13 protein-coding genes are annotated in these 11,858 nt (G+C 62.1%); 9 read left to right on the top strand and 4 right to left on the bottom strand.

All coding sequences use genetic code 11. The features are described from left to right. Positions 1-21: 21 nt before the first annotated feature. Entirely contained in the window at positions 22-927 is a 906-nt protein-coding gene (locus tag ABRP93_RS07015; RefSeq protein ID WP_349887440.1) for an SPFH domain-containing protein, read from the top strand. A 4-nt stretch (positions 928-931) separates the two neighbouring features. Here ABRP93_RS07015 and ABRP93_RS07010 read toward each other — a convergent pair whose 3' ends face one another. Then, entirely contained in the window at positions 932-2,326 is a 1,395-nt protein-coding gene (locus ABRP93_RS07010; protein ID WP_349887438.1) for a peptide MFS transporter, read from the bottom strand. 41 nt (positions 2,327-2,367) lie between these two features. Between ABRP93_RS07010 and ABRP93_RS07005 the strand changes: the two genes are divergently transcribed. Continuing rightward, complete coding sequence (locus ABRP93_RS07005) at positions 2,368-3,642, top strand: adenosylmethionine--8-amino-7-oxononanoate transaminase (protein WP_349887473.1); 1,275 nt, start codon at positions 2,368-2,370, stop codon at positions 3,640-3,642. Further along, positions 3,639-4,313, top strand: a complete 675-nt coding sequence (gene bioD, locus ABRP93_RS07000; protein WP_349887437.1) for a dethiobiotin synthase — start codon at positions 3,639-3,641, stop codon at positions 4,311-4,313. Before ABRP93_RS07005 ends, bioD begins: the two co-directional genes overlap by 4 nt. Before the next feature lie 21 nt (positions 4,314-4,334). Here bioD and ABRP93_RS06995 read toward each other — a convergent pair whose 3' ends face one another. From ABRP93_RS06995 to bcp, 3 genes are all read right to left on the bottom strand, one after another. Then, entirely contained in the window at positions 4,335-5,321 is a 987-nt protein-coding gene (locus tag ABRP93_RS06995; protein WP_023023680.1) for an HNH endonuclease signature motif containing protein, read from the bottom strand. Between the two features lie 84 nt (positions 5,322-5,405). Next, positions 5,406-6,023: a TetR/AcrR family transcriptional regulator gene (locus ABRP93_RS06990; RefSeq protein ID WP_349887435.1), complete on the bottom strand. Its 618-nt coding sequence runs from the start codon at positions 6,021-6,023 to the stop codon at positions 5,406-5,408. Positions 6,024-6,027: 4 nt separating this feature from the next. After that, entirely contained in the window at positions 6,028-6,495 is a 468-nt protein-coding gene (gene bcp / locus ABRP93_RS06985; RefSeq protein ID WP_349887433.1) for a thioredoxin-dependent thiol peroxidase, read from the bottom strand. A 97-nt stretch (positions 6,496-6,592) separates the two neighbouring features. Here bcp and ABRP93_RS06980 point away from each other — a divergent pair, with 97 nt between their 5' ends. From ABRP93_RS06980 to ABRP93_RS06955, 6 genes are all read left to right on the top strand, one after another. Further along, on the top strand, positions 6,593-6,871 hold the full coding sequence (locus ABRP93_RS06980) for a DUF3618 domain-containing protein (RefSeq protein ID WP_239269889.1): 279 nt from the start codon (positions 6,593-6,595) through the stop codon (positions 6,869-6,871). Positions 6,872-6,929: 58 nt separating this feature from the next. Then, complete coding sequence (locus tag ABRP93_RS06975) at positions 6,930-8,207, top strand: glutaminase (protein WP_284864803.1); 1,278 nt, start codon at positions 6,930-6,932, stop codon at positions 8,205-8,207. Positions 8,208-8,290: 83 nt separating this feature from the next. After that, entirely contained in the window at positions 8,291-9,460 is a 1,170-nt protein-coding gene (locus tag ABRP93_RS06970) for an ABC transporter substrate-binding protein (RefSeq protein ID WP_349887431.1), read from the top strand. Further along, positions 9,460-10,515 (top strand): FecCD family ABC transporter permease, encoded by a 1,056-nt coding sequence (locus tag ABRP93_RS06965; RefSeq protein ID WP_349887429.1) that lies wholly within the window; start codon positions 9,460-9,462, stop codon positions 10,513-10,515. Before ABRP93_RS06970 ends, ABRP93_RS06965 begins: the two co-directional genes overlap by 1 nt. After that, positions 10,506-11,267, top strand: a complete 762-nt coding sequence (locus ABRP93_RS06960; protein ID WP_349887427.1) for an ABC transporter ATP-binding protein — start codon at positions 10,506-10,508, stop codon at positions 11,265-11,267. The genes ABRP93_RS06965 and ABRP93_RS06960 overlap by 10 nt, the downstream gene beginning before the upstream one ends. Positions 11,268-11,456: 189 nt before the next feature. After that, on the top strand, positions 11,457-11,858 hold a 402-nt coding region (locus tag ABRP93_RS06955), incomplete at its 3' end, for a transposase-like zinc-binding domain-containing protein (protein ID WP_502879652.1).

The raw sequence follows: 11,858 nt of genomic DNA, 5'->3' as shown, positions 1-11,858 counted from the left end.
ACGCATAGTTATGGAGAGGAAATGTTGAGCTTAATCATCATCGGCGTCATCATCTTGCTGATTCTCGCGACCGTATTCGATGGCTACTACATCGTGCGTACCCGCGAGGCAGCCATCCTAGAACGGTTGGGTAAATTCCAGACGGTCGCCCACGCGGGGCTGCACTTTAAGATGCCCTGGATTGACCGCGTGCGCGATAAGATTTCGTTGCAAGTGCGCCAACTGGACGTAATGGTGGAAACCAAGACGAAGGACAATGTCTTCGTCCAAATTCCAGTCGCGGTGCAGTACGAGGTGGTAGAAGGCCGCGAGCGCGAAGCCTTTTATATGCTCTCCAACCACGAGCAGCAGATCGTGGCCTATGTGCAAGATAATGTGCGCTCGTCGGTGGCGAATATGGGCTTGGATGAGTCATTTTCTTCCAAGGACACCATCGCGCAGAACGTGGCGGTCTCCCTACGGGATAATATGGCCGAATACGGGTGGAACTTCGTCAATACGCTGGTAACCGATATCCGCCCGGATTCCCGCGTGCGCGAGTCCATGAACTCCATTAACGCGGCGCAGCGCGAGCGCGAGGCGGCCATTGCGCAGGCAGAGGCGGAAAAGATCCGCGTGGTTAAGGAAGCCGAGGGTGCTGCGGAGGCAAAGAAGCTGCAGGGTAGGGGTGTTGCCGAGCAGCGCAAGGAGATTGTGGAGGGCATTGCCCAGCAGTATGAGCTCCTGCGCGATGCCGGGGTGCAGGAATCCCCCGAGGTCCTCATGCTGGTCTCGCAGTACCTTGACGCGATGGTCGATGTCTCGGATAACGGCCAAGCCTCCGTGCTCTACATGCCGTCCAACCCGCAGGGAATGGGCGATCTGTTCAGCGGCATGCGCGACGTGCTGATGGCGGACCGCGCGCTAGATGAGTCCGCCGGGCGTTAAAGGCCTACCTGCGCCGCAGGAGGAGTATCAGCCCCAAGATGATGGGGACGCCGCCCATGATGAGGAGGTAGGTTGTTTCCGCGGATGCCGAGGTGGGATCGTACAGCTGCGACATTGATCCGGCCAGCGAGGTGCCGATGGCCATGGTGAGGAAGTACAGCGCGGAAAAGCGAGTGGCATAGGCCCGCGGCGCGTGGGCGGCAGATGCTGCCATGCCCACTGGGCCGATGAAGAGCTCGCCGAGCGACATTAAAAAGATGGTGCCCGCTAGAACCAAGAACGGCGTGGAATTTTCTCCGCCGCCCACGAAGGGCAGCAGGAGGAACATCCCGGCACCAGCGAAGATGATGCCGCAGCCCATGAGCGCGCGCCGCGAGTTGGCCCAGCGCGTCATGCCCGCGGCCAAGGGCAGCGAGAGCAGCAGGATAAATAGCGGGTTGAGCGATTGCGTCCACGCCGGTGGGATCTCGAATCCGCCGATGGTTCGGTTGAGCCGTTGATCCGAATAGACTGCAAGGACGCCGTAGATTTGCGGCTGCAGTGTCCAGTAAGCCGTCGAGCAGGCGAAGAGCGGAATGAAATCCAGGATGCGGCGCCGCTCATCCGCGGTGACCTGCGGGGATCGCAGCATGCTGGCAAAAAGCCCCGCCGCGGCCGCAACCGTGGCGATAAGAAGCAGCACCGTCAGCGTCCCCGGGGAGACGGTGATGACGAGAAATACGCCGGCCAGCAGCGCCGCCAGCGCGATCAGCCCCGCCTTACCCGGGGCCTGGGTGGGGTGAGGCGGGCGCGACGGCACGTCTATCCTTTTCCGCAGTGCGCCGTAAGTGGCGCAGCCGCAGCACATGAGCACCGCAGCGGCGACGAATCCGGCGTGGTAGCCGTATTCCTCGGCCAGCCAGCCTGTCAGCATGGGCCCAAAGAGCGCGCCGATATTGATGCCGAGGTAGAAAATCTGGAAGGCCCCGTCGCGCGCGCCGGCCTCGGCGGTAAAAGCGGCGCCTAGGATTGTTATCGCGGCGGTCTTGAGCAGCCCTGATCCGAGCGCGAGCGGCAACAGCCCGATGATAAGCCCCGCGGTGCCGGGGACGAGCGAGAGGGCAAAGTGCCCACACACCAACAGCCCGGCGCCCGTAAGCAGGGTGCGCTCGGCGCCCAGGAGCCGATCGCTGACCCAGCCGCCCACAAACGTAAAGAGGTAGAGCAGGCTGCCGTACGCGCCGACGAGCGCGGTAGCCTGCGTTTGCTCCATGCCGAGACCATCGGAGGTGGAGTAGAGATAGTACGCGAGGATGGCTTGCATGCCATAAAAGCTGAAGCGCTCCCACATTTCGATGCCCGCAACCGCCGGCAAAACCACGGGTACGCGGCGAATTGAACGCCGTTCAAGAACTTTCATAAAAAGGACTATAGCGGGCGATAGTGTGTGCTAGATCTAATTTGGTGGATATTTCTACTAACGACATAGCGACAATCGACGCCCACCACATCTGGCACCCCTACGCCGAACCCGGCGCGCCCACGCGCGTGGTCGAGTCTGCCGCAGGCGTCCGCCTCACGCTTGCCGATGGCACCCAGCTCATCGACGCCATGTCCTCCTGGTGGGCCGCCGCCCATGGCCACAGCCACCCGCGGCTTACCGCCGCCGCCAAGGAACAGATCGACCGCATGAGCCACGTGATGTTCGGCGGGCTCACACACGAACCGGCGGCGCGGCTGACGGCCAATCTCATGGAGCTCACGCGCAACGACTTCGCGCAGGTCTTTTATGCGGATTCGGGATCGGTCTCGGTGGAGGTCGCCATCAAGATGGCCCTGCAATACCAGCAGGGGATCGGCCACCCAGAGCGTACGAAGATGTTGACCTGGCGCTCGGGCTATCACGGCGATACGTTTGCCGCGATGAGCGTGTGCGATCCCGATGGCGGAATGCACTCGATGTGGACCGGTACCCTGGCGCAGCAGATTTTCGCCCCGGCACCGCCCACGCGCGGGGCGAGCGAGAAGGCGCGCGCGGATTACCTGCGCGAGCTGGAAGGCTACATTACGAACGAGGTTGCAGCCCTGATCATCGAGCCCGTAGTCCAAGGCGCCGGCGGCATGCGCTTTCACGATCACGAGCTGGTGCGCGGGGCGCGCGAAATCTGCGACCGCCACGGAATCCTGCTGATCGCGGATGAAATCGCCACGGGGTTTGGGCGCACCGGGGACCTCTTTACCACCCAGGCGGCGGGAGTGGTGCCAGATATCATGTGCGTGGGCAAGGCGATGACCGGTGGTTTCATGACGATGGCCGCCACGCTTGCCACCGCCCGGGTAGCCGAGGATATGCACCCCCGCGCGCTTATGCACGGACCGACCTTTATGGCTAACCCGCTGGCCTGCGCGGTATCTGCCGAGGCGACCTCCATGATCCTGGAGGGAACGTGGCGGGGGCAGGTTGCGGGCATCGAGAAGCAGCTGCGCGCCGGGCTTGCCGGGTTGGAGGGCGAGCCGGGCGTGGCGGACGTGCGGGTGCTGGGCGCTATTGGCGTGGTGGAGATGGAGCGCGACGTCGATATGGCAGGCGCCACGGATGCGGCGGTGGACCAGGGTGTGTGGCTGCGCCCGTTCGGCCGCCTCATCTACACCATGCCACCGTTTATCAGCACCGAGGACGAGGTCGCGCAGATTTGCCGCGGGGTGCGCGCCGCGGTGGAAGGAGGAAAGCGATGATTATCTTTATCACCGGTACCAATACCGACGTGGGAAAGACCGTGACGACCGCGGCCATCGCCAGTGCTTTTGCCCAGAGCGGGCGCGAGGTTGTTTATGCCAAGCCCCTGCAGACTGGGGAGCCGGATAATAGCGGCGATGCGGCGACGGTGCGGGCCCTAGCCGGGGTCGAGGTTATGGAGATGGCGCGCTTTCCCGAACCGCTAGCACCGAACCTCTCGGCGCGCCGGGCGGGCATGACTCCGCCGAGCAAAGAGGAGCTCCGGGACTGGGTGGCGGGGCTGGATGCACCAGGCCGTGTGGTGCTGGTGGAAGGCGCCGGCGGGCTGCTGGTGCGTTTGGCAGACGACTACACGCTTGCCGATGTCGCCACCAACCTCCTCATCGTCACCTCCCTCGGCCTCGGTAGCCTCAACGCCGCCGAGCTCACTGTTCGCGAGGCGCAGCGGCGCGGGATTAACGTGCTGGGGCTTATCGGCGGAAGCTTGTCCGCGGAGCCGGATCTGGCGACGCGGCTGAACGTGGACGAGCTTCCGGCGGTCACGGGTTGCCGGTTGTGGGGCAGTGTGCCAGAGGGCGCGGGTGCGCTGGGCCGGGAGGACTTCGCGCGGATGGCCAGAGAGCTCTTTCCCGGTGATGTGTGCGAGGAGCTGCTTGCGCACGCCGAGTAGCGCTACCTCGATGAGGCAGCGCTAGCGGACCCAGCGGACCTTGCCGTTTACCCGGGCAAGGCGGCCGCGCAAGGGCGGGGCGTTCGGATCGTCTTGGTTCACCCCGTTGTGGTACGGGCAGCACACGGTGAGGTTGTCCGCGTTGGTCATCCCGCCGTGCTTCCACGCCTGCAGGTGGTGGATCTGAGACTTATCCGCCGGGTGATTGCACGGCGGCCACGGGCAGGTGGGGTTTTCAGCGGCGGCCATCAGCCGCTGCTTTTCCGAGGCAAAGCGCGAGGTCCGATACAGGTTGACCGGGCCCTTCACCGGGTGGATTAGCGTGGCTAGCCCGTGCTCGCTGAAGGTGCGCTCGACGAGCTGCGCGCCGGTGATGGTCGAGCCGTTGGTCAGCCGAAGCGTGACCTCGTCGCCATCGCCTTCCAGTATTTGATCCAGCGCGTTGAGCGGGATAATCACGTTCGTCGTGGTCTGTACCGTGGCAGCGCCCTCGCCGCGGAGGAGTTCGCGGAAGGATGCGAGTGGGTTTTCGGGGTCGAGGGCGGAATCGAGATCCGCGAGGAAGGACGAGGGCGCGGTAATGCGCATCGTCCACGGGCCTTCTGGGCGGCGCAGAAGTTGTACGCCCTCGCGCGGCGGCCGCCGGCGCGGGCGCCATTCGCGCAGGCGCTTTTTAGCGAGCCGGGCAATCTCGGAGGCTGGTCCGTGTTGCCGGCACAGCTCTACGCGCAGGTTCCACGCGGCGCGCTTGGTAGCCGCGCGGGTGGCGTACTTCTCGATGAGTTTCAGCGTCACCAAATCGTGGTGGCGCGCGCCCGCGGCGGCAAGGCGCTGCTTGCGGCTAAAGGAAGTGGTGCCGAAATAAACCTCCGCCAGGCAGAGCAGTTCGCGGGCCTCGACATCCGGCAGGCCGAGCTCAACGAGGGCGCTTTCAGGCATGCCGTGGGCCTCGGCGAGGATATCCATCGCCGAGGAAATCTGGGTGGCATAGGCCTGCAGTGCGTTCATGCCTGCAAATCTAGGCGCCCGCTACCGCGGCGCCAATCGCGCTCAGCGCCCGCCTGTGGATAACTTGTATAAACGTCTACAAACTTATCCCGCGGCCACCGCAAAGAGATACGAAATCAGCATGCGCTTTAGCTCCATGACCACGGAATCGAACTTGTCTGGATCGCCCGAAATGGCGTAATTAAGCAGCGAGACCACGGTGTGGATAAGGAAGCGCGCCAGCTCAATGCGTTGCGCATCGCTGTGCTCGGTGGCAAGTGGGCGGAGGATCTCGGCAAGCGGCTCCAAGAGCTGCAGCTCCGTATCGGCCGCCGTGGCCCGCGTCGCCGGGGTGGACTGGATGGCGTGCCAAACGGCGCGCCGGGAGGGGTCCTCGCGCCACATCAGCGCGAGGTGGTCGATGAATTCATCCAAGACATCCGGCCACTGCGGGGCCGGCACGAGGCGCGAAAAGCGCTCGATTTCGGCCAGGCTGGTGGCGGTATCTTGCCGGTCGAGCTCGCAAATGAGCACGTATTTATTGGCAAAGAACTGATACAGCGTGCCGATGGGGACCCCAGCGCGGTGGGCGACCTCATCGAAGGTGAAGGATTTGAAGCCGACATCGACAAGCACGGCGCGCGCCGCCTGCACAATGCGCTCAAAGCGCTCCCGGCTGCGCGCCTGCGCCGGCCGACGCCGCGGGACGAGGATTTCCTCCACCGGCTTACTCGAGGCCCTTCATCACGCGCGCGACGTGCCCAGTGGCCTTCACGTTGTAGTGGGTCTGGCCGATGGTGCCATCCGGCTCCACGAGGAAGGTGGAACGGATAACGCCTTGGACCACCTTGCCGTAGTTCTTCTTTTCCCCGAAGGCGCCGTATGCGGTCATGACGGACTTATCTGGATCAGAAAGCAACGGGAAGTTGAGATCTTGGTCATCGCGGAACTTCGCCAGCGCCTCGGGCTTATCGGGGGAGATGCCTACCACCGCGATATTGAGCTCATTGAGCTCTTCTAGGGAATCGCGAAAATCGCAGGCTTCCTTGGTGCAGCCAGGCGTATTGGCGCGCGGGTAGAAGTACACCAGCACGCGCTGGCCTGCGTAATCGGAAAGGGAAACGGTGCTGCCGGTGGCATCGGCAAGCGAAAAAGCGGGGGCGGTATCTCCTACGTTCAAACGAGTTTCAGTCATGGACCCCACTTTACGTGCTCCCCGGCCTGCGCGGTGGAGGCCCTGCACGGTAAGATAAGCTCGTTAAGAGCGAAACTTAAGCTAAGAGGAGAATTCCGTGGCACGCAATATTGAAGATATTCAACGCGATATCGAACGCACCCGGCGCCAGCTGGCTAGCACCCTGGATGAAATTGCAGATCGCAGCAAGCCGCAAAACCTCGTCGATGACGCTAAGGATGCCGCCACCGAAAAGTTGCAGGACCGCAACGTGCAGCTGGTACTCGGTGGCGTCGGCGCTGCCGTCGTTGGGCTGATTGCCTTTTCCGTGTTCCGCTCGCGTCGTCGCAAGAGCGACCTGAAGGAATTGCAGCGCCTGCTGTCTGAGCGCCACTAATTTTCCCCGCCTTACCCCCACGCGCGCCGTGGGGGCTTTTTTCGTATGCTAGGTCGCGATGAAAACTCCAATTCCTTTTTATTTGCAGGAAATTTTGACTCGGGTGCGAGGAAATCGCAGCGGCGCGGTGGCGGACTATATTCCCGAGCTCGCGAAGGCGGAACCGGACTACCTGGGCGTGGCCATCTGTACCACGACGGGGCATGTGTATTCCGCCGGCGATGCAGAGGTGGAATTCACCCTGCAGTCCGTGTCGAAGCCTTTTGCATACGCCTTAGCGTTGCAGGAACTGGGCTTGGATGCGGTGCGCGAGATCGTTGGCATGGAACCGTCCGGCGAGGCCTTCAATGAGCTTTCGCTCAACCGCGATGATCACCGGCCGGTGAATCCGATGATTAACGCGGGCGCGATTGCGGTAACGCAGCTGATTAATGGCGTGGATTCGGATCCTGCCGAGCGCGTGGAACAGCTGCGCACCTACTTTTCACGGCTGGCTGGCCGCGAGCTGAAACTCGATGAAAAGGTGCGCGATTCCGAGCTGCAGGTCTCCGATAGGAACCTGTCTTTGGCGCACATGCTGCGCAATTACGACATCATTCAGGATGAGGCCCACGATGCGGTCTCGACCTACGTGGAGCAGTGCTCGATTAAGGTCACGGTGCGCGACCTTGCCGTGATGTCTGCCACCCTGGCCAATGGTGGCACGCAGCCGGTGACGGGGGAGAAGATCTTGGATGCCGATGTCTGCCGCTTGACGCTTTCTGTCATGAGCTCTGCGGGCATGTACGACGGCGCTGGGCGCTGGATGGCCGAGGTTGGTATCCCGGCGAAATCCGGCGTTTCGGGCGGCCTGCTGGGTACCCTGCCTGGACAATTGGGGGTAGCGACGTTTTCGCCGCGGCTAAATAAGGAGGGCAATTCCGTCCGTGGGGTGGATGCCTTGACCTTGCTCTCGAAGGATATGGGGCTGCACTTGATGTCCACGGATGAGCGCTACGGCGTGCACCCGGTTCGCAGGATGGAGACCGAGGACGATCTCACGGTGATCTTCCTGCAGGGGCTTATCAACTTCAATGCGGCGGAGACCATCTTGCATCAGCTCACTGAATGCGAATTCGGTGAGGGCACGGTGGTGCTGGAGCTTTCTCATATCACCGGATCCAACCGGATGGGCCGGCGCATGCTGAAGGAGGGCCTCCGGCGCATCCGCGAGGCTGGCTTCGATATCGCCATCGTGGATCCGGACGGCGAATTGGAGGACCGCACCATGGCGGACGGCACTGAGGTGCCCAAGGGCGAGCCGGAAGATTACGCAATTGCAGAGGAAGCAGTTTAGGTTTGGGTCACCTTACTTGGGTAGGTTAGGATAAGTTCGCACTTATTCTCAATCTGAGGATTCCGACCGACCAAGGACTTAAAATGGCAAATAGATTTCCCAAGGTAATGGCCGTGGTGGCGGCCTCCGCCACCGCACTCGTAGGCTGCAGCACCGCCGAAGAAACTACCAACAACGGCGGTGGCAGCGACGATGCTGCCCTGTCCTTCACCGACCTCGCGGGCCGCGACGTAGAACTCGACAAGGCCCCCGAGCGCGTCCTGTTGGGCGAGGGCCGCTCCATCTTCGCCACCGGCATCCTCAATACCGAGGATCCGCTGGATAAGGTCGTGGGCATCGGATCCGACCTGAAGAAGAACGTGCCGGACTACTACAACGTCTTGGAAGAAAAGCTGCCCAAGGTCAATGAACTGCCGGAAATCGGCGGGTTCACCAAGGGCGATGTCACGGTGGAAAACCTGGTGAGCCTGGACCCGGACCTCATCGTTTTGTCCAAGGATCAGTACGACGCCTCGCAGGAAGCCGGACTGACCGACAAGATGGATCAGGCGGGCCTCAAGTACGCCGTGACCGATTTCCGCGCCAAGCCGCTGGAGAATACCACCAAGTCCATGGATATTTTCGGTGAGATCTTCGGCCAAGAAGAGCGCGCCAAGGAATTCAACAAAGAGTGGCAAGAAACCGTGGATCTGGTCAAGGAGCGTGCGGACAAGGTAAAGGACAAGCCCAAGACCTTCGTTTGGCGTGCGGCCGGTGTCTCGGACTGCTGTGGTTCGTGGAATGACTCCAATATCTCGCAGCTGGTCAACGTCGCCGGTGGTGATAACGTGGCCGACGGCATCATCCCGGGCGAGTCCGGTGCCCTGACCCCAGAAAAGGTCCTCGAGACTGACCCAGACATGGTGATTGCCACCGGCGGCGATTGGTCCGAGATGAAGGACGATGAGGGCAACCCTGTCGGCTACGCCGCGGTGGGCTATGGCATCGGCGAAGATGAGGCGGAGGAGAGCGTCGCCAAGCTGCCGAGCACCCAGCCGGGATTTGATAACCTGCGCGCGGTCAAGGAACACAAGCTGCACAGCATGTGGCACCAGTTCTACAACTCGCCGTTCAACTACCTGGCGCTGCTGCAGATCGCGGCGTGGATCAACCCGGAGGCGTATGAGGATATGGACATCGACAAGCAGTGGATGCAAGCGCAAGAAAAGTACTCGCCGGTTGCTGGCGAGGGAACCTTCTTTAGCACGAATTAATGGTGAGCGCGGAGGTAGCTGCCCTTACGCAGCAACACAAAAAGCTCACCTGGCAGCGCATTAGCATCGTCGCGGGCCTGTGCCTCATCGCGGCGGTGGCGTTTGTGGTCAGCAACTTCGTCGGCGCCATAGATATCAGCCCCGGCGAGGTCATCAGGGGCATCGTGAATCCCTCGAGCCTGGATGACCAAACGCATACGGTGCTGTGGAAGCTGCGCTTGCCGATGGCCGTCATGGCCCTGCTTATCGGCGTCAGCCTCTCGCTGGCCGGCGCGGAGATGCAGACCATCTTGAATAACCCGCTGGCGGAGCCGTTTACCCTCGGCATTTCTGCCGCGGCGGCCTTTGGCGGCGCTAGTTCCATCGTGCTGAAGTGGCAGCTTTTAGCCCAGCCGCAGTTCAACCTGGCGTTGGTGGCGTGGCTGTCGGCGGCGGTGGCGACGGCGATCATCGTCGTGGCGGCCATCATCCGCGGCGCGAAGGCAGAAACCATGGTGCTGCTGGGCATTGGTTTGGTCTTTTTCTTCCAGGCCATGCTCGCGCTTATCCAATATCAGTCTTCGGCCGAGGCGCTGCAGCAGATCGTCTTTTGGTCCATGGGTTCGCTCACCCGTGCCAACTGGGCCGCCAATGGCGTGCTCGCGGGAGTGCTGCTGGTCGCCCTGCCCATTTTGTGGGCGCTGTCCTGGCGGCTTACCGCGTTGCGGCTTGGCGATGCCCGCGCTGCCGCCATGGGCATTAATACCGCGCGGCTGCGCGTCGTGGTGCTCATCGTGGTCTCCCTCGTGGCGGCAACGACGGTGGCCTTCGCCGGCATCATCGGCTTTATCGGCCTCGTAGGCCCGCACATTGCCCGTATGTTGGTGGGCGAGGATCAGCGCTACTTCGTGCCTGCTTCCATGGCCGCCGGTGCGGCCGTGATGTGCGCGGCGCACGCGGCGAGCCTGATGATTAAGCCCGGGTTGGCTATTCCGATCGGCATTGTGACCTCGCTCTTGGGCGTGCCGTTCTTTATTGCCATCGTGATGACTCGAAGGAGGGCGCTGTGGACGTAGAACTCACCCTGCGCGGCATAAGCGCAGCCTACGGCAAGCACACCGTGCTCGAAGCGGTAGACGTGGACACGCTGCGGGGCGGCCAATTGGTTGGTCTTTTAGGGCCCAACGCATCAGGCAAAACCACGCTGATCAAGTCCCTAGCCGGCGTGCACCGCGGGTACAAGGGCGAGGTGGATTTCCTGGTGGGCGGCGAGAGCCCGCGGGGCAAGCGTCGCCGCCAGCTGATTGGCTACGTTCCGCAGGATCTGCCCAGTACCGCGGCGCTGCGGGCGTTTGAAACGGTGTTAATCGCGGCGCGTCGGGAAGCGTGCGAAGACCCGATTACCCGCACCGGCGAGGTGCTGCATGCGATGGGGCTGGATGACATTGCCTCGCGCTACCTCAACGAGCTATCTGGCGGCCAGCGTCAGCTCGTGGCCGTGGCGCAGATGCTGGTGGGCAATCCGGGGCTGATGCTCTTGGATGAGCCGACGTCCGCGCTCGACCTACATCGCCAGTTCTTCGTCCTCGAGGAGGTGCGCGAAAAGGCCAAGCGCGAGGGCAGCCTGGGGCTGGTGGCCATCCACGACATCAATTTAGCCGCGCGCATGTGCGACCAGCTGGTGGTGCTCAAATCGGGCCGCATTCGCGCCCAAGGCACGCCTGGAGACGTGCTCACGTGCGAGTTGGTGGAAAGCGTCTATGGGGTAGAGGCGGACATCGTGGAGCACCGCGGTGTTCCCGTCGTCGCGCCCCAACGCGTGAAATAAGCCAAGGCCGAGCGAAATGCTCGGCCTTGGCCTAAACGACAGGATGTGTTGGTGAAGTTATATGTTTAGCCGGTCTGGCGTGCTGGTATTAGGATTATTTCACTTATCCGGAGGGATAACGCAGCCTCGGACCTGAAATACCGTCGGGGGCGTGCTGATGTGCTAGGTGCCGAGGTTCACGATGAATGGATGAGTAAGAATCATCCTCGATGTCCCGTCTGTAGCGGGGCGTGCACCAAACACGGAACGACGAGTACTGGGCGTCAACGCTGGCGATGCCGCACCTGCAAAGCCACCTTCACCCGCGCCAATGACGACGCAGTTCAAGCAAAATGGTTCCGCCTTTTTATCAGTTGGCTCACCTCAGGCCGCAGCCTGGCAGAGACCGCTAAAACCTGCGGTGTTTCAACGCGAACTCTGCAACGACGCTTCAAATCTTTCTGGCTCATCCAACCTCCCCGAAGCGTTGATAAGCAGCGAATATACGATCAAATCTTCATCGACGGCACTTACTTCAACACCAAGTGCCTAGTCGTAGTCGCCGATGCCAGCCATGTCATCAACTGGTTCTGGTGCACTAAGGAATCATCC

This window comes from Corynebacterium sp. KPL2850 (genome assembly GCF_040225855.1).
Taxonomy (GTDB): Bacteria; Actinomycetota; Actinomycetes; order Mycobacteriales; family Mycobacteriaceae; genus Corynebacterium.
Note: the sequence above shows the minus strand (reverse complement) of the source record. Positions and strands in the feature narration are given on the sequence as shown.

Excerpts from the sequence above, each read along its gene's own strand:
- ABRP93_RS07015 (WP_349887440.1), top strand. The coding sequence starts at position 22 with ATGTTGAGCTTAATCATCATCGGCGTCATCATCTTGCTGATTCTCGCG.
- ABRP93_RS07010 (WP_349887438.1), bottom strand. The coding sequence starts at position 2,326 with ATGAAAGTTCTTGAACGGCGTTCAATTCGCCGCGTACCCGTGGTTTTG.
- bioD (WP_349887437.1), top strand. The coding sequence starts at position 3,639 with ATGATTATCTTTATCACCGGTACCAATACCGACGTGGGAAAGACCGTG.
- ABRP93_RS06995 (WP_023023680.1), bottom strand. The coding sequence starts at position 5,321 with ATGAACGCACTGCAGGCCTATGCCACCCAGATTTCCTCGGCGATGGAT.
- bcp (WP_349887433.1), bottom strand. The coding sequence starts at position 6,495 with ATGACTGAAACTCGTTTGAACGTAGGAGATACCGCCCCCGCTTTTTCG.
- ABRP93_RS06975 (WP_284864803.1), top strand. The coding sequence starts at position 6,930 with ATGAAAACTCCAATTCCTTTTTATTTGCAGGAAATTTTGACTCGGGTG.
- ABRP93_RS06970 (WP_349887431.1), top strand. The coding sequence starts at position 8,291 with ATGGCAAATAGATTTCCCAAGGTAATGGCCGTGGTGGCGGCCTCCGCC.
- ABRP93_RS06965 (WP_349887429.1), top strand. The coding sequence starts at position 9,460 with ATGGTGAGCGCGGAGGTAGCTGCCCTTACGCAGCAACACAAAAAGCTC.